Annotated in this window: 13 protein-coding genes; 4 read left to right on the top strand and 9 right to left on the bottom strand. The window is 60.5% G+C overall.

From position 1 onward, the window contains the following. Positions 1-66: 66 nt before the first annotated feature. The 4 genes from NEZ08_RS16845 to NEZ08_RS16830 form a co-directional block, all read right to left on the bottom strand. Entirely contained in the window at positions 67-1,077 is a 1,011-nt protein-coding gene (locus tag NEZ08_RS16845) for a TRAP transporter substrate-binding protein (RefSeq protein WP_298109113.1), read from the bottom strand. Between the two features lie 184 nt (positions 1,078-1,261). Beyond that, positions 1,262-2,452, bottom strand: coding sequence for a fumarylacetoacetate hydrolase family protein (locus NEZ08_RS16840; RefSeq protein ID WP_298109111.1), 1,191 nt, complete (start codon positions 2,450-2,452; stop codon positions 1,262-1,264). A gap of 111 nt (positions 2,453-2,563) precedes the next feature. Beyond that, positions 2,564-3,019: a MaoC/PaaZ C-terminal domain-containing protein gene (locus NEZ08_RS16835; protein ID WP_298109109.1), complete on the bottom strand. Its 456-nt coding sequence runs from the start codon at positions 3,017-3,019 to the stop codon at positions 2,564-2,566. A gap of 37 nt (positions 3,020-3,056) precedes the next feature. Then, entirely contained in the window at positions 3,057-4,253 is a 1,197-nt protein-coding gene (locus NEZ08_RS16830) for a CaiB/BaiF CoA-transferase family protein (RefSeq protein WP_298109106.1), read from the bottom strand. A 215-nt stretch (positions 4,254-4,468) separates the two neighbouring features. On the opposite strand from NEZ08_RS16830, the gene NEZ08_RS16825 reads away from it, so the two are divergent. After that, on the top strand, positions 4,469-5,563 hold the full coding sequence (locus tag NEZ08_RS16825; RefSeq protein ID WP_298109103.1) for a LacI family DNA-binding transcriptional regulator: 1,095 nt from the start codon (positions 4,469-4,471) through the stop codon (positions 5,561-5,563). Here the strand turns inward: NEZ08_RS16825 and NEZ08_RS16820 are convergent. Then, complete coding sequence (locus NEZ08_RS16820; protein ID WP_298109100.1) at positions 5,550-6,737, bottom strand: glycoside hydrolase family 88 protein; 1,188 nt, start codon at positions 6,735-6,737, stop codon at positions 5,550-5,552. The genes NEZ08_RS16825 and NEZ08_RS16820 overlap by 14 nt on opposite strands. A 215-nt stretch (positions 6,738-6,952) precedes the next feature. Here NEZ08_RS16820 and NEZ08_RS16815 point away from each other — a divergent pair, with 215 nt between their 5' ends. The 3 genes from NEZ08_RS16815 to NEZ08_RS16805 all read left to right on the top strand — a co-directional run bounded on the left by NEZ08_RS16815 (position 6,953) and on the right by NEZ08_RS16805 (position 11,653). Then, a complete protein-coding gene (locus NEZ08_RS16815; RefSeq protein WP_298109097.1) occupies positions 6,953-8,200 on the top strand; it encodes an ABC transporter substrate-binding protein in 1,248 nt (415 codons plus the stop codon). 85 nt (positions 8,201-8,285) lie between these two features. Further along, entirely contained in the window at positions 8,286-9,155 is an 870-nt protein-coding gene (locus NEZ08_RS16810; protein ID WP_298109093.1) for a branched-chain amino acid ABC transporter permease, read from the top strand. Beyond that, positions 9,152-11,653 (top strand): ATP-binding cassette domain-containing protein, encoded by a 2,502-nt coding sequence (locus tag NEZ08_RS16805; protein ID WP_298109090.1) that lies wholly within the window; start codon positions 9,152-9,154, stop codon positions 11,651-11,653. The genes NEZ08_RS16810 and NEZ08_RS16805 overlap by 4 nt, the downstream gene beginning before the upstream one ends. A gap of 4 nt (positions 11,654-11,657) precedes the next feature. On the opposite strand, the gene glgA is transcribed toward NEZ08_RS16805, so the two are convergent. From glgA to ltrA, 4 genes are all read right to left on the bottom strand, one after another. Then, complete coding sequence (gene glgA / locus NEZ08_RS16800; protein WP_298109087.1) at positions 11,658-13,106, bottom strand: glycogen synthase GlgA; 1,449 nt, start codon at positions 13,104-13,106, stop codon at positions 11,658-11,660. Next, positions 13,103-14,365 (bottom strand): glucose-1-phosphate adenylyltransferase, encoded by a 1,263-nt coding sequence (gene glgC / locus NEZ08_RS16795; protein WP_298109084.1) that lies wholly within the window; start codon positions 14,363-14,365, stop codon positions 13,103-13,105. The genes glgA and glgC overlap by 4 nt, the downstream gene beginning before the upstream one ends. Positions 14,366-14,667: 302 nt before the next feature. Next, the gene (gene tnpA / locus NEZ08_RS16790; protein WP_298109081.1) at positions 14,668-15,099 is read right to left on the bottom strand and encodes an IS200/IS605 family transposase; all 432 of its coding nucleotides are present in this window, start codon (positions 15,097-15,099) and stop codon (positions 14,668-14,670) included. Next, positions 15,099-16,547, bottom strand: a complete 1,449-nt coding sequence (ltrA, locus tag NEZ08_RS16785) for a group II intron reverse transcriptase/maturase (RefSeq protein WP_367278426.1) — start codon at positions 16,545-16,547, stop codon at positions 15,099-15,101. The genes tnpA and ltrA overlap by 1 nt, the downstream gene beginning before the upstream one ends. Positions 16,548-16,979 lie beyond the last annotated feature (432 nt).

The following is a 16,979-nucleotide window of genomic DNA, read 5'->3' as shown; positions in this document are numbered from 1 at the left end:
AATGGTGCAAGCTCGGGACTGGAGTTTCTTCTGCGAGCGCCAACGGATCGCCCCTCCGGCCCTCGCTCAGGCCTTTTCGACCTGCTTGAGGACCGAGTCGAATAGGTCTGCACCGATGATGCTGCGGAAGCTATCATAAACGCTGTGCGTCTGCTTCCTGTAGGCATCTCGATCTACCTCGAGAATGCTCAAACCTTTCTGCTTGAGGAAGTCGCTGGTCTCGGCGGTCTTGGCGACCATCGTCTTGCGCCAGTCGGGCGTCAGTTCCGCCGTCGCCTCGCGCAAGTTCTCCTGCAAGTTTTTCGGAAGCGAGTCGAATTTGCGTTTGCTGACCATCAATACGCCGGCATTGTAGACGTGGTTGGTAAGATTGATGACTTTGACGACCTCGTAGTGCTTTGCGGCAGGCAGCGAAATGATCGGCGTCTCGATTGCCTCGATCGTGTGCTGCGACAGCGCGAGATAGATTTCACTGAAGTCGATCGCGATCGGATTGGCGCCCAAGGCGCGATACATCGCGGCGAAGATCGGGCCGGGCTGCACGCGGATCTTGAGTCCCTGCATGTCCTTCGGCTCGGGAACCTTGCGGTCGATCGTCGAGGTCACCCGCCAGCCCCAATAGCCGTAGCCCAGTGCGTAGATGCCTTTCGAGGGCATCAGGTCCGCAAGCTGCTTGCCGGTCGGCCCGTCCAGAACCTTCTCCGCGCTGGCGAGATCGGGAAACAGGAACGGCAGATCCATGACCTGAAACTGCGGAATAAGGGTGTCGATGAACCCCGACGTGTGCGCGCTCAAGTCGATGATGCCGGTCTGCAACCCGGTCAGGATATTGAGCTGGCTGCCGAGTTCGCCCGTGCCATAAACCTGGATATCGATGGCTCCGTTTGTCTTCTTTTTCACGTTGTCTGCAAACCGGACGAGCACCTGGTAGAGGGGATGCACTCTGGTGTCGGCCATCGTGAGCTTCAACGTGTAGGCCGGCGTCTGGGCAAACCCCTCGCGCGCAAGATAGGGTAGTGCGATCGCTTGACCCGCACCAAAGGTGCCGGCCTTCAGCAGCGTGCGTCGGTTGATCATCGAACATTCCTCCCCGGGATCGCCGCGAAAGCGCGACGCTTATTTTGATTTTGGCCAGTTCGTATTACCCGTAGGCAGTCAGGAAAAACCAGCCCTAATCCTCATTCAGAGTGGGGATTTTCCCTAAAATCAACTGCTGCTCCCTTTGACTTTCTGCCTAATCGCCGCGGCCTGTTGGCGCGGTTCAAAGATATTTCCGCGCGGCCAGGTTTCTCATCAACGCGGTCAGCCCAAAGTTCCAAGGCTCGCATTCGTCGCTCGGGCGCATGCGGTTGATCAGCTTTCCGAGCTTGGGCGATTCAATGATAACGACATCATTAGGCTTGTGGGTGAAGCCCTGCCCCGCAACGTCGCGGTCTTTCACCGGCGCGAACATCGTGCCGAGGAATAACGCAAAACCATCCGGGTATTGATGAATGGGCCCGATCGTCTGCGCCACAAGATCTTCCGGATCGCGGCTGATCTTCCTGATCGATGAATGGCCTTCGAGGACAAATCCGTCTTCGCCCTGGACCGTCATGTTCAGGTCCATCTTGCGCACATCGTCGAGAGTGAAAGTGCGGTCGAACAGACGAAGCAATGGCCCAATTGCGCAGGAGGCGTTGTTATCCTTGGCTTTCGAGAGCAGCAGCGCCGAGCGGCCTTCGAAGTCGCGCAGATTGACGTCGTTTCCAAGCGTCGCACCGACGATCTTGCCGCGGCTCGACACTACGAGCACGACCTCCGGCTCCGGGTTATTCCAGGTGGACTTCGGGTGAAGTCCGGCATCCATGCCGGCCCCGACGGACGACATGACCGGCGCCTTGGTGAAGACCTCGGCATCCGGACCGATGCCGACTTCCAGATATTGGCTCCAGGCCTGCTGCGCGATCAGCACCTCCTTTAGATGCATCGCCTGTTCGGAGCCTGGCTTTAGTTTCGACAGGTCATCGCCGACCAGTCGGACGACCTCAGCACGAATGGCGGCCGCAGCAGCCGGGTTGCCCCGCGCCTTCTCCTCGATCACGCGCTCCAGCATCGAGACGGCGAAAGTGACCCCGGCGGCCTTGAGGACTTGCAGATCGACGGGAGCGAGAAGCCAGGGCTTGCCCGGATCGCGGCCATCGGGCGGCGTATTGCGTGCCAATTCATCAAGTTCGCCGATCAACGTCCCCTTCGCGTTGCGAAGCGATGCTGCCGGATCGGCTTTCTCCGCCAACGTGCTTATGGTCGGAAAGTCTGCGGTGACGTCATAGACGCCGTCATTGCGGACGGCCACAACGGAGGGGCCCGCCGCGGAAGGCAACCAGACCCGACCGACCAGGGTCCCTGCGGTACCGTCATCCGGCAGGATCGATGCAGCATTGAGCGATATCACACGCTTCTCCCGTTTCATCTTTTACGACGCATTATGCCGCAATAATCTGTCTCAGTTGATTCAGGAAGGCTGCGCGCCAACAAAGAATCCTGGTCCAGGACAAACAGCCGACACCTCAGATCGGCGATATCAGGCCGCCGGCCGAACGGTCAGGTTCTCAGTCCACTTCGTGATGTGCTTGGCGACGGCGACCAGCTCACCACGCTGGTTTTTGACCTCGATGTTGGCGAGCGTACGCCGGCGCGGCTCGTCGATCTCGCTGATGACGTAGCTGACAGTGATGGTATCGCCGAAGAATACCGGCTTGAGGAAGCGCACCCCGTCGTAACCCAACGACACAGGAGTCGAATCGATGCCTCTCTTCAAGCTGTCCTCGATCATGCGGGTCGACGTATTCGACATGAAGCCGACGAGAAGCGCACCGTGCGCAATGCGATGTCCATAGATCGAATGACTCATGAACTGTTCATCGACGTGATTTTGCGACAGATCGCCGGTCAATCCGGCAAAGGTGTAGACATCGGACTCGCTGACTGTTTTCGAGAAGGTAACGGTGTCGCCGATCTTGGCGTGCATGACAGCCATGGAATGATCCTTTCTCAATGGAAATGCGAGGTGGACATCACGGAGCAGAACCGATCGCGCCAGTGCCGTAGAGCGTGCGAATGGCATCCTGGTCGTAACCAAGTTCGGTCAAAACGTCTTCAGATTGCGCGCCCAGCTTCTGCGGCGGCATCCGAACCTCCGGCACCTGGCCGTCATACTGGATCGGATGGCTGACCAGCGTAATCGGCGCGCCGGTGGCACCCTGAACGGTCTGAAAGCTCCCGTTGTGCTTGATCTGCGGATCGTCGGCGAGCTTCGAGTAATCATTGACCGGCGCATGCCAGATTCCCAGCGAGGTGAATCTGTCCAGACACTCCGCCGTCGTCCGACTTGCAACATTTGCCGCAATGGCCGCCGTGATCTCGTCACGTCGCGAAAATGCCTCGCTGTCTGCAAAGCGCTGCTCGCGAGGAAGATCGAGCGCCTCAGCCAGCACCTCGATCGATCCGAGCGAGATCGCGACGTGGCCGTCGCGGGTCGCGTATATCCCATACGGCGCACTGTAGTACCAGCCAGAGACATGCTCCGGTTGGTGCGTGTCGTCCGGCGGCTCTCCATTCATGTAGCAGGTCAAGGATTCCTGTTGCAAATCGAGTGCCGCCGACAACAGATTGACGTCGATCCGGCCGCCATCGCCGGTTCTTGCCCGCTTGACCAGCGCAGCAAGGATGCCGGCCGCAAACAGTGCAGCCCCGTGATGATCGACGGCAGAAACGCCGATGGCGCGCGGACCGCTCTTGCGAGTGCCGGTGATCACGGCGAGTCCCGACAACGCCTGCACCAACAGATCCTGTCCTGGCCGGTTCACGTAGGGCCCATCAGCGCCGAAGCCCGACGCAGTGGCGTAGATGATGTCAGGCTTGATCGCACGTGCCGCTGCAAAGCCGAGGCCCAGCTTGTCGAGCACGCCGGGCCGGAAATTCTCGGTGAGTACATCCGCGGTCGCGATCAGCTTGCGTGCGATCTCGAGGGCTTCCGGTTTTTTCAGGTCGAGCACAAGGCTGCGCTTGTTGCGGTTGCCGACCAGAAACAACATGCTCTGTCCATCGACACGCTTGTTGTTGGCGCCACTCCATTTGCGCTGAAAGGCCCCGTCGGGCGGCTCAACGGCGATCACGTCGGCGCCCAGATCGGCCAGAAACTGGACGCCGACCGGCCCCATCAGAAAATGATTGAAACTGAGGACGCGAATGCCCTTCAGAAGATCGACCATGCGGCACCGCTGCCGCGCCGACCGATAAAGCGGACCGGCCGCGGCTATCACTTCCTTGAAATCGTTTTCAGACTTCTACGCAGTCCGCCTCCGCTGTCAAGCGGCCAGCGACACTGGACCTGTACAAGGAGCGGAGAATGAACCAAGTTCGCCGGGTTCTCTGACCTGTCGTGCATCCGAGAGTCCTGACTGCTCGGGATGCGAATCGAGCAGCCATGGCGCCCAAATCCTCATCGACGACTTGGAGCCGTCCCACGGGGCGCGCAAAGATAGAGGATGTCGCGCGCGAGGCCGGCGTGTCCTCCGCCACCGTGTCGCGCGTCCTCAATCACCCGGCCGTCGTTCGGCCCGAACTCCGGGACAAGGTGGCTCGCGCCATCGCCAAGTTGTCCTATACGCGCGACAGTGCGGGGCGCGCGCTGAAGTCCGGACGGATGCGCACGATCGGCGCGGTCGTCCCGACGCTCGGGCTCAGCATTTTCGCCGACGGCATCGAAGCGTTGCAAAACCGCCTGAGCGAAGCGGGTTACACGCTCCTCATCGGAAACGCTCAATATGACCAGCAGCGCGAGTTGCAGGAAATGCGAAGCCTTCTCGAGCGCGGCATCGACGGCGCGGCGCTGGTCGGCGGGTCGCACAGTCCAGAGCTCCGCGAACTGATCCGGCAGGCGGGCGTTCCCGTCATCACCACCTATGTCTCGAAAGCATCGAACGGCATGCCTGCGATTGGCATCGACAACGAAGCGGCAACCCGCGAACTGACTCGCTATCTGCTGGACATCGGTCATTTGTCCTTCGGCATCATCGCCAATGTGCCGCCATCCAACGACCGTTCGCGGTCCCGACTCACCGGCGTGCAAAAGGCACTGATGCAGGCCGGGATCGAACTGAAGCCGACCCAAATCATCAAGGCTGATCATTCGCTGGCGCAAGGCCGCAGCGCCTTTCGCCAGCTCATTACCGATCACCCGGAGATCACGGCTGTGATCTGTACGACCGACACGCTGGCGATCGGCGCGGCGGCCGAAGCCCGCAAGCTGGGCTTCAAAGTGCCGCAACATCTGTCGATCACAGGCTTCGATGATATCGAGATTGCCTCCCAGGTCGATCCGCCATTGACGACCGTCGGCGTGCCTGCCGGTGAAATCGGACGCGGCGCGGCCGACTATCTCATCAACGCCATTTCCGGCCTTTCGGTGCCGAAAAATATTCAGCTGCCGTACCGGATCATCATGCGCGGCTCGACCGCGCCGGCACCGCCATCGCTCGCCCGCAAGAGCGCCAAGACGAACGCTCTCAGGAATCGCTAGACAGGCGCTTCGGTGCGGTCCGCAACTCGCCAGGCATCACCATGCTGCACAGCGCCTCAACAAAGAAAAAGTCGCCGAACATCACCGCGCTGTCGATGCCCTGATTGTGGGGCTTCGAATAGCAGCCGTGCCGCAGCAAACCCCGATGCGCATCGTCCCGTGCCAGATGCCGCTCACAGAGAATGGTCAGGATGTCGCGGGAACGCTGCGCCCAGACCTCGCCTTTCTTCCGATCAGGGTGCAGCGCCGCCATGTCGGCGAATGCTGATGCCACGATCGCCGAGGCGGAGGTGTCGATCAAGGTGTTGGGGACCAACGGATCGTCGAAATCCCATGGCGGCACCAGCGAAGAGCCGGTCCGCTTGAGGAAATACTCGGAGAGCTGCTCGGCAAGGTCAAGATAACAGCGCTTGCCCGTTGCTTCGGCGGTCCGGGTATAGCCGTAGATCGCCCACGCCTGCCCTCGCGGCCAGCATGACGAGTCCGCATAGCCCTGGAAGGTAAACCCGCGTGCACACACACCGGTGGCAATGTCATACTCGACCGCATGATAGGTCGAATGGTCGGGGCGGATAAAGGATCCGCGCGTCATTATTGCATGCGCCTCGCCCGCGAGGGTGAAGCTGGCATCATCCTCATATTGTGCCGCCCAATAAAGCAACGGCAGGTTTGCCATCGTGTCGATCGCGGACGAGCGGCGGCCGCGCACATCATTGAGAGGCCCCCACGCGGAAATATAGCTGCCGCGCGGCGTCAGGATCAGCCGTCGCCTCAGCCGGTCCGCCGCCCGCGCCGCCAGCGAGGCATATTGCTCCTCGCCGGTCACATGAAAGAGAGCGATCGCGCTGGGATAAAAGATGAAGCCTATGTCGTGCGTATTGCCGTCGTTGGCGCGCGGCGCGACGAGCAACATTCGTTCCCGCGCGAGGTTGAGATATTTTTCGTCCCGGGTCCGCAAATAGGCCGCGGTCAAAAGTCCGATCCAAAAGCCGCAGAACCAGTTGCCGTGGCTCCAATTCGCGCCCTGATAGCCCGCCGATAGCGATGCCGGCATGGTATCCCACGCACCCGAGGCAAGGGTGACGTATGGGAAGCTGACGCCAAGCGTCTTCTCATCTTCGAGAAGTTTTGCCGCGCTGAGGTCCAGCGCTTCCAAAAACAGCCTCTCGGTCAATGCCTTATCCTCCGACGTGGGCTGCACCGGCCCGAAAATGCCCCCCATGATCCGGCTCAGGATAGTGCCTATCGCAGAAAGCAATTTGGTTGTAAACGATTTCAGAATGTTGGGACAAATGTGTATGCGGACCGCCTCCGAAGCGCGTATCTTCGGTTCAGCATCAACGGCAAAGGGCACCACCAAGGTGATCCAATCGAAAAACGGGAGGAACTATGAAGAAGAAAATCACCAGCGGATCCGGCATTAGCCGCCGCACCCTCTTGGCGGGCGCGGCGGTCGGCGCCGTGCAGCTTGCGAACCCATTTGTGATCACCGCGCGCGCCGCGGAATCTGTCAAAATCGGGCTGCTGCTGCCGAAGGCCGGCTCCTATGCCGTGCAGGGTGAAATAGGCCAGCACGGCGCACAGATCGCGATCGATGATTTCGGCGGCCATGTGCTCGACCGTCCGATCGAGCTGGTGTGGCTCGACGAATCCACGCCGCAGGCGACGCAGCAAAACATGCACAAGCTTCTGGACGAAGAGAAGGTGGTCGCGGTCCAAGGCGGCGTCTCCAGCGGCGACGTGCTCGCAATCATGCCGGTCGCGGAACGGGCGCAGAAGTTGCTCATGGCCACCGGTCCGAATGCAACCGAAATCACCGGCAAGAATTGCAGCAAGTACACATTCCGCGTCGACCTGCCGAACAAGGTCACGGTCAACGCCGTCTATCCTTTGCTCAAGGAGCGCGGCAAGAAATGGTACTTCGTCGTGGCGTCCTATGCCTGGGGCATCGACGCCTACAACCAAATGAAGGAGGTCTTGGTCAAGGACGGCGGCAACGTTGTCGGTTACGATCAGGCGCCTCTCGGAACGACCGACTTCAGTTCGTACCTGCTCAAGGTGCGCCAGGCCAAGCCGGACGTCGTTTACGTGGGTCTGGGCGGCACCGATCTCACCAACTTCTTAAAGCAGATGAAGGAAATCGGGCTCACCAATCAGGTGGCGCTGTCATCTCCCATCGTGAACGACACCGATCTTTGGGCCGCGGGTCCGGATGCGGCGTTCGGTACCTATCCGAAGATCTGGAACTACACCGGCGCGCATATGACCAAGCGCAGCACCGATTTCGTGGAGGCTTTCAGGAAGAAGTACAACCAGCCGCCGGAATCCGAGGGATGGCAGGACTGGTTCGGCATGACGTCGATCCTGACCGCGATCAAGGAGACGAAGTCGACCGATACCGCCAAGTTGATCGGCTTTCTCGAAGAGCACAAGTTCGAGGGCTACAAGGATATGCCGATCTTCTTCCGCAACTTCGACCATCAGCTCGTCCAGCCGCTGCTGGTCGCGCAAGTGAAGCAGAAGATCACCGACAAGTACGATTATTTCGACATCAAGAGCGAATATCCGAAGGACGCTGCCGCCCTCGATACGGCCTATGGAAGCCAGGCGGAGATCGGCTGTACTTTCAAGAGCTGAGCCCGCCGGTTTTTCTCCATTCTGACGAGCGAGGCTGTCAAACGCCGCCGCGCTCGTCCTCATTCTTGCAGCGGTATCAACCCACATGACCGAGCTGATCATCTCGCAGGTCGTCAACGGCCTTGTCCTGGGCTTTCTCTACGTCCTGATCGCCATCGGACTTTCCATCATTTTCGGAATGCTCGGCATCGTCAATTTCGCCCACGGCGTCTACTTCGCGCTCGGCGCCTATTTCGCACTGACGCTGCACGACAGTCTCGGCCCCTGGTCCATCTTTCTCGCGCCGGTCGGGGTCGGCATCGTCGGCATCCTGATCGAGATGACCCTGATGCGGCCGCTCTATGGCAAGGAGCCGCTGCTTGGTCTGTTTATGACCTTCGGCATCGCGCTGTTCGTCGAAGAACTCATTCGCACGATCTGGGGCGCAACCGGCCATCCCTTCAACGCACCGGCCTGGCTGTCCGGCTTCATCATCTGGGGACCGGTGCTGGTAACGAAATATCGCCTCTTCGTGCTCGTCGTGACGGTGCTGATCCTGCTTGCGCTTTGGCTGTTCCTGCACGGCACGCGCTATGGCCGCATCATTCGCGCCGGCAGCCGCGACCCTGAGATGGTCAGCATGCTCGGCATTAATCTCAAGCGGGTGTTTACCGCCGTCTTCGGGTTAGGAACGGCGGTCGCCGGCATTGCCGGTGTGCTCGCCGCGCCGCTCTGGAGCGTGGTGCCGTCGATGTCGGAATCCGCGATCATGCCGGCATTCGTCGTCGTTACCATCGGCGGTCTCGGCAGCTTCGGCGGCGCCGTCATCAGTGGCCTTCTCGTCGGCATTTCGGTTGCGCTGTCGATCCAGTTCTGGCCGGCGGCATCCACTGCGGTGATGTACGCGCTGATGATCCTGATCCTTCTCGTCCGACCGCGCGGCCTGCTCGGCGAAAGCTGGGAGCGGTTCGAATGAAGTCCGCCTCCAAGGTCCTGCTGCATCCGATCCTGGTGGCCGGCGTCGTTTTCGCCGTGCTGCCCCTCGTTCTGCCGCTAATCGGCTCTTCTGCCAGTCTCGCCACCGAGATCGCGATCTATGCGCTCTACGGGCTCGGCTTCAATCTGCTGCTCGGCTACACCGGGCTCGTCTCCTTCGGCGCATCCGCCTTCTTCGGCGCCGCGAGCTACGCGGCCGGCCTGTCGATGGTTCACTTCTTCGACAACATCTACCTGTCGATCCTCGTTGGCACCGTAGCCGCTGCCGTGCTCGGCCTCATCATCGGCTTGCTCATCCTGCGCCGCCGCGGCATCTACTTTTCGCTGCTGACGCTCGCCTTCACCCAGCTGTTCTACGAAATCGCGTTCAAGTGGACGGACGTGACCGGCGGCGAGAATGGCCTGCAAGGCATCTCCCGCAACAGCCTCCTTTCTCCCCTCGCCTACCATTACTTCGTCGTCGCAATGGTGTTGTGCGGCATGTATGCGATATGGCGCATCGTCCATTCGCCGTTCGGCCGTGTCCTGCAGGCCATCCGCGACAACGAGCAGCGCGTCCGTTGCCTCGGCTACGACACCAAGCGTTTCAAGCTGATCGCCTTCGTGCTGTCGGCGACCTTCATCGGGCTCGGCGGAAGCCTGCTCACCTTCATGATCCAGAGCGTCTACGCGGATAACCTCAACTGGCAGCACGCCGGCGATCCCGTGATGATGACGATCCTGGGCGGTATCCACCATTTCCTTGGCTCGAGCTGGGGCGCGGTGATCTTTCTGACGCTCAGCGACAAGCTCAGCTCCTATACCGAGCACTGGTGGCTGGTGTTCGGTCTGATCCTAATCGCCTTCATCCTGCTGTCGCCGGAAGGCGTGTCGGGCATCTGGATGCGCCTGAGGGGCCGCGGTGATCGCTGGACGCTCACCGACGAGGAAATTCCGCCCGCCGGCAAGTTCACGAGCCTGCTCGATGTCGAATCGGTGGCCTCCGTCGAGGCCCTTGCGCCGGTGCTCGAGGTGCGTGGCCTGTCGAAGCGGTTCGGTTCACTCGTCGTGGCGGACCGGATCGATCTGACGGTAAAGGCGCGCACGCTGCACACCATCATCGGCCCGAACGGCGCCGGCAAGACCACATTCTTCAACATTCTCACCGGCCTGATGCCGTTTCACGGCGGCACGGTCAGCTTTGTTGGCCGCGACATTACCCACATGGCCGCCCACAAGCGCATCGACAGCGGCCTGGCGCGATCGTTCCAGATCGTCAGCGTGTTCAGGCATCTGACCGTGTTCGAGACGGTGCGGATCGCCGCGCAGGCGCGCTCGCCGTACCGCGCATCGTTGTGGCGTGACGCCTATCGGTTGCCCGACGTTTGCGAGAAAGCCTGGGCGCTGCTGGCCACCGTCGGCCTCGTCGATCGCGCCCGCGAGCGCTGCTCCAATCTCGCCCATGGCGAGCAACGTCTGCTCGAGATCGCTGTTGCGCTGGCCACCAATCCCGAACTGCTTCTGCTCGACGAACCGCTCGCCGGTCTTGGCGATGCAGACCGCGAACGCATCGGAACGCTGATCCGCAACCTGTCCCGCCACCACACGGTGCTGCTGATTGAGCACGATATCGATCGGGTGCTGTCGCTGTCCGATCAGATCACGGTGTTCCACCAGGGCCATGTCATCGCCGAAGGCGAGCCGTCCAGGATCGCCAACGATCCGGCCGTGCTCGAAGCCTATCTCGGTCGCCACGGCGCACGCCGTTCGCAGCCGGCGCTCAAAGCCGCAGCACAGGCCGATCGGCCGCCGCTGCTGACGCTGAGCGGGATTGGCGCGGGCTACAATACCAGCGACATCCTGCAGAACGTCGATCTGGAAGTCCGCGAAGGCGAAGTGGTCGCTCTGCTCGGCCGTAACGGTGTCGGAAAGACCACGACGCTGATGACCATCATGGGGCTGCTGAAGCCGAGCCGCGGCAATATCACCTTTGCGGGCCACGATATCGCCTCGCTCTCGCCGGATCAGGTCAACAGGCGCGGCATTGCCATCGTGCCGGAAGGGCGGCGCATTTTCCCGAACCTCACGGTGGCCGAGAATCTGACGCTTGCCCAGCGCGAGGGCGGCTGGCCCATCGACGAGATCTATCAACTGTTCCCGAAACTGAAGATGCGGCGGGATGCCAGGGGCGAAAACCTCAGCGGCGGCGAGCGGCAGATGCTTGCGATCGCACGGGCGCTTTGCGCGCCGCAACGCCTGATTCTGCTGGACGAACCTTTCGAGGGTCTTGCGCCCTCGGTTGTCGCCGAAGTGCTGGCGGCCATCGAGCAGTTGCGCCACAAGACCAGCATTCTGCTCGTCGAGCATAAGGTGGACCTCGTTCTTGACTTCGCCGACCGCGCCTACGTGATGGTCAACGGGCAGATCGCTTATACGGGCGAAAGCCATGCCCTTCGCGATGACGTGGAAACCCAGACGAAGTTCTTGGGAGTCGGATAAATCCTCAAGCAGCACCCTCGCCCGCAATTTGACTGTAAACTTCGGCGTATTGTCGGGCGCGCCCCCGCCACGAAACATCGGTCGACATGCCGTTCGTTTGCAGCCATCGCCACGCTGCTTTGTCCTGAAACACGGAACGCGCTCTGCGCAAAGCAACCGATAGCTCCGCAGAGGTAACCGGCTTGAACGTGAATCCGGTCGCCTGCCCCCGGTCTGTTTCATCGACATCACGGACGGTATCCTGCAATCCGCCGACCGCGGAGACGATCGGAACGGCGCCATACCGAAGGGCGCAAAGCTGGGTCAGGCCGCAGGGCTCGAACCGTGACGGCACGACAAGGGCGTCGGCACCCGCCTGGATCTGATGGGCGAGCGCTTCGTCGAATCCGATTGTAGCGCCGATCTGCTTCGGATTGGCTTTCGCGGCAGCCTCGAAGCGATCCTGCAGGTCGGCCTCCCCGCTGCCGAGCAGAACGAGTTGCATTCCCTCCTTCAGCAGCGTGGGAATGCAGTCCAGCAAAAGGTCCAGTCCTTTCTGCGGTGTTAAGCGGCTGATCACGCCGAGGAGCAATGCGCTGTCGTCTGGTTCAAACCCAAACCGGCGTTGCAGTGCCATCTTGTTCGCCGACCGATCATCGATCGTGTGCAAGCTGAACCGTTGAGAGATGCTCGGATCCGTTGCCGGATTCCAGACGTCCGTATCAATGCCGTTGAGAATACCCCGCAGCACACCTGATCTCGCGCGCAGCAGACCGCCGAGACCCATCCCGCCCTCATCGCTCTGGATCTCCCTGGCATAAGTCGGTGAAACCGTCGTGATGGCGTCCGCAAATTGCAGTCCAGCTTTCAGAAAGCTGACATCCCCGTAATATTCGACCCCATCGATAGTGAAGGATTCCGCCGGCAAACCTATCTCTTCGATGATCTGCCGGGGAAAGATGCCCTGATAGGCCAGATTGTGCACCGTCAGCACAGTTTTGGGCCGCCGCTGACCACCATAGTGAAGATAAGCGGGCGTCAGAGCGGCTTGCCAGTCGTGCGCATGGATGATGTCAGGCTCGAAGGATGACACCCCACCAATCCCGATGTGCCAAGCCATTCGCGCGAGCGCTGCAAACCGCAAACCGTTATCCGGCCAATCCACGCCTTCCGGGGACAAATAAGGATTGCCCGGCCGTGCAAAGAGGTGCGGCGCGTCCAGCACGAACAGATCGAGCGTTCCCGCCGATCCCGCCAGGAGACGAGACGCACCACCAAAGGCCGGCGTTTCATGCAGACACTCGGCGCGTTCGAGGGCGGCCATCACCGCCGGATAGCCGGGTACGAGGCTCCGGATATCGACGCCTGCCGCCTTGAGGGCGACGGGCAATGCGCCGGCTACATCGGCGAGTCCTCCGGTCTTGATGATGGGATAGATTTCCGAGACGACCGAAAGGACGCGCATCGGCTTCATGCATTGAGCCTGTCGATCATCGGCTGCGTGATCAGAGAAATTCCCTGCGACGTGGTTCGGAAACGACGCGCATCGAAATCGGGGTCTTCGCCGACGACAAGCCCGTCGGGAATCCGCACGCCGCGATCAATCACCACGTTTCGTAATCTCGAATACCGCCCGACGTCAACATCCGGCATGATAACCGCCCCTTCGACTTGCGCATGCGAATGCAGGTGCACGCCGGAAAAGAGAAGCGAACGGCGCAACGAGGCACCCGATACGATGCAGCCACCGGCCACGAGAGAACTGAAAGCTTCGCCGCGCCTTCCGTCCTCGTCGTGCACGAATTTTGCCGGCGGCGTGATCTCGGCGTAGGACCAGATCGGCCAGGACCGGTCATACAGATCAAGTTCCGGCACCACGGCCGTCAAGTCGATATTGGCAGACCAATAGGCATCCACCGTCCCGGCGTCGCGCCAATAGCTGGGCTGATCGGTGCCCGCTCGAACACAGGACCGGCTGAACTGATGGGCCACCGCGCGGCCGTGCTTCACGATATAAGGAATGATGTCCCTGCCGAAATCGTGGGCTGAATTCGGATCAGCCGCATCGCGCCTCAACTGGTCGAAAAGAAATTCCGTATTGAAGACATAAATGCCCATGCTGGCGAGCGACTTGTCGGGTTTGCCGGGCATGGCAGGTGGATCGGCGGGCTTCTCGAGAAACGACAGGATGACGTCGTTGTCGTCGACATGAATGATTCCGAATGCGCTCGACTCCGCGCGCGGCATTTCCAGACAGCCGACCGTGACGTCTGCGCCGGTCGAAACATGCTGTTTCAGCATGATCTCGTAATCCATCTTGTAGATGTGGTCGCCGGCGAGCAGGACGATGAAGCGGCTTGCATGGCTCTCGATGATGTCGATGTTCTGGTAGACCGCGTCGGCCGTCCCGACATACCACATCGTTTCGGAGACGCGCTGGCTGGCGGGCAAGATGTCGAAACTCTCATTCCGCTCGGGGCGGAAGAAATTCCAGCCCATCTGCAGATGGCGAATGAGACTATGAGCCTTGTATTGCGTGGCCACAGCGATGCGGCGGATGCCGGAATTCAGCGCGTTCGAAAGCGCAAAGTCGATGATCCGCGACTTGCCGCCGAAATAGACGGCGGGCTTCGCACGCCGGTCGGTCAACTCCAAAAGCCGGCTGCCCCGGCCGCCTGCAAGAACGAAGGCAAGGGCGTGCCGAGCCAGGGGTTCGTTTGCGTCTTCGCGCATGTTGGCCTCTACCTCCCCGCTCACAACTCCGGGCAGCGACGCGTGGTTCCACTTGCGCGGCTGGAATGGCGGGGACCAATCGGCAAGGTGGAAAATCGCCCTTAGACACACTCCCGCTTTCTCGCGACGAACTTCGCCCGAGCTTTGAGCTGCTTGTGTCCCTCAAAGCCAGAGGGCGCAGGGAATGCCGGGTGCAAGGCGCACCCGCAGCCTCGTGCGCAAGGTAGAAAGCACACAAGCCAATAACCTCCAGCAGAGCTGGAGGTTTGATTGGGAACCGCCAAAGGCGGTTTTAAGGGATGTTAGGATGATTGTCTGGATTTTGGGGTGGCTGCGATCTTCAGCTCAAGCTGATCCAATTCCTGGTCGGCCAGTTCTTGGTTTCTGATGTAGGCTCGGATCACCTCCTCATCCCGCCCAACAGTCGTGACAAAATATCCTCGCGCCCAGAATTTGTGGCCGAGAAAATTTCGCATCTTGCGTTCGACATTCTGCGCGATCCAGATCGAACTCTTCCCTTTCATATATCCGATGATCTGTGCCACCGAGTATTTGGGAGGGATCGAGATCAACATATGGACGTGATCGGGCATCAGATGCCCCTCCTCGATCCGGCATTCCTTGCGGCGCGCCAGATCGTGAAACACCTGGCCTAGATGCCGCTTTATTTTCCCGAACAGCATCTTCTTGCGCCACTTCGGCGTAAACACGACGATTGCGGTAGGGACGCTCATTACTGGGCGCCCCCCGCATAACACCGTACGTGCGGCTTTCCCGCATACGGCGCCCACCTCGGGTGGGTGACGGCAAATCGCCGATTGGGCCAGGGGTGAAGAATCCGAGGTTGTGGGAGGAAGTCATCGGCGAGCTTTGTAATCCGCTCCCAGTTCGTTTGATCCTTCTGGCTGCGTCGACGTAGCGTTCGCAGCCAAAGATCCTTGGTATGAGCGCGGAATCTTAGCAGGGCTCGAAAGTTTGTCGGCACTGCATGGTAGGTAAAGAAGCCCGTGATGACTTGCTTGAGCCACTTCCCCTGTTCGGGGATTGGCCTGTGCATACGCCGTCGCAATTCTCCTTTGACCTCTTTGAGTTTCGCCTTCATGCGATCACGTCGGGTCTTCCGATGAATCTGGAAGGATCCTCGGCGTGTTTTGCCGCAGATCAGAGTAAAGCCCAAGAAGTTGAAGGTCTCCGGTTTGCCAAGTCCACGCTGCTTTCGCTTGATCGCCGCATGGCGGCCAAACTCAATCAGTCGGGTCTTGTCCGGATGCAGCGACAGTGAAAACTCCTGCAACCGCTCGCGCATTGCGTCCCAGAAGCGGCGGGCGTCACTTTCATGCTCAAAGCCCACGACTAGGTCATCGGCATATCGCACTATGATCATGTCGCCTGTGGCCTCGCGCCGTCGCCAGCGTTCGGCCCAAAGATCGATGGTGTAGTGTAGGTAGATGTTGGCGAGGAGCGGTGAGATCACCGAACCTTGTCCAGTCCCCCTATCACTGACAGTCACGACTCCCTCTTCGAGGACACCCGCCTTGAGCCATTTCTGAATCAGGCGGATCATCCGCGAGTCCCTGATCCGATGCTCAATGAAACGGACCAGCCATTCCCAGCTGACCGAATCGAAAAAGCTTCGGATGTCGGCGTCGAATATCCAGTTCACCTTTGTGGTGCTGATTCCGACGATGAGCGCATCCAGCGCGTCATGCGTGCCGCGCCCTGGCCGGAACCCATACGAGAACCCGAGGAAATCTTCCTCGTAGATCGCGTTCAGCACTGCGAGCGCTGTTCGTTGGACGACTTTGTCCTCTAGAGCGGCGACCGCGAGGGGGCGCTGCCGCCCATCCGGCTTCGGTATGTATACACGCCGTGACGGCAGTGCCCGATATGCTCCCCGATGGAGTCGAGCGTATAAGTCCTCGAGATTGCACTCGAGGTCTGTCTCGTACTCTTGCCACGTCAACCCGTCCGCACCGGGTGCGGCGTTCTTCTCAAGTTCATAGAACGCCTCTTCGAGCAGCTCGACACTGATGTGGTGGAAGAGCGAGGTGAACTGTTCCTTCTTCCTTTCCCTTGCGACTCGTCGTATGCGGTCCAGCGCATTTGACGCGCTTTCCCGGTCCTGTGCCCGGCGCGCGTTTTGCTGGTCCGCATTCCCCTTGGTCCCCGCCCTTGGCTCCACCGGCTCCGTAACCGGTCGCCCGGCCCTGTTCGTCGGCTTCACAGCTACTATAGCGGGGGCTGACTTCCCGTGTTCGTGCATCATCGGCTATGGCTCCTCGCCTTCCCGATGCGGACCACGGCAGCACTGCCGCTGGTCAAACGCGGGATCTCCCAGGTTCCGATGCGATCCTTTCGTGCGTGATGTGGCCATCGACCCCGGTAGGGCGTCAGCACCTCGCGTAACGGTGCCGCACATGTTGCCTTCGACTATACCAACGGTCTCGGCCCCTACGATGTTGTGCCTTTCGTGGCTCATTCCCACACCCCACATGACTGCTGTGTACGCTTCGCGTCCGCCGTCACCGACGACCGCGCAACACTCGCTGCCAGGCGACCCGCTACGGCCTTACCTGGGCCGGACTTTCACCGGCTGGATCGCGCCAGCTTGACC

Origin of the sequence: Bradyrhizobium sp., assembly GCF_027451485.1 — a bacterium.
Lineage (GTDB): Bacteria > Pseudomonadota > Alphaproteobacteria > Rhizobiales > Xanthobacteraceae > Bradyrhizobium.
The sequence above is the reverse complement of the archived record's forward strand: the minus strand, read 5'-3'. Positions and strand labels throughout refer to the sequence as shown.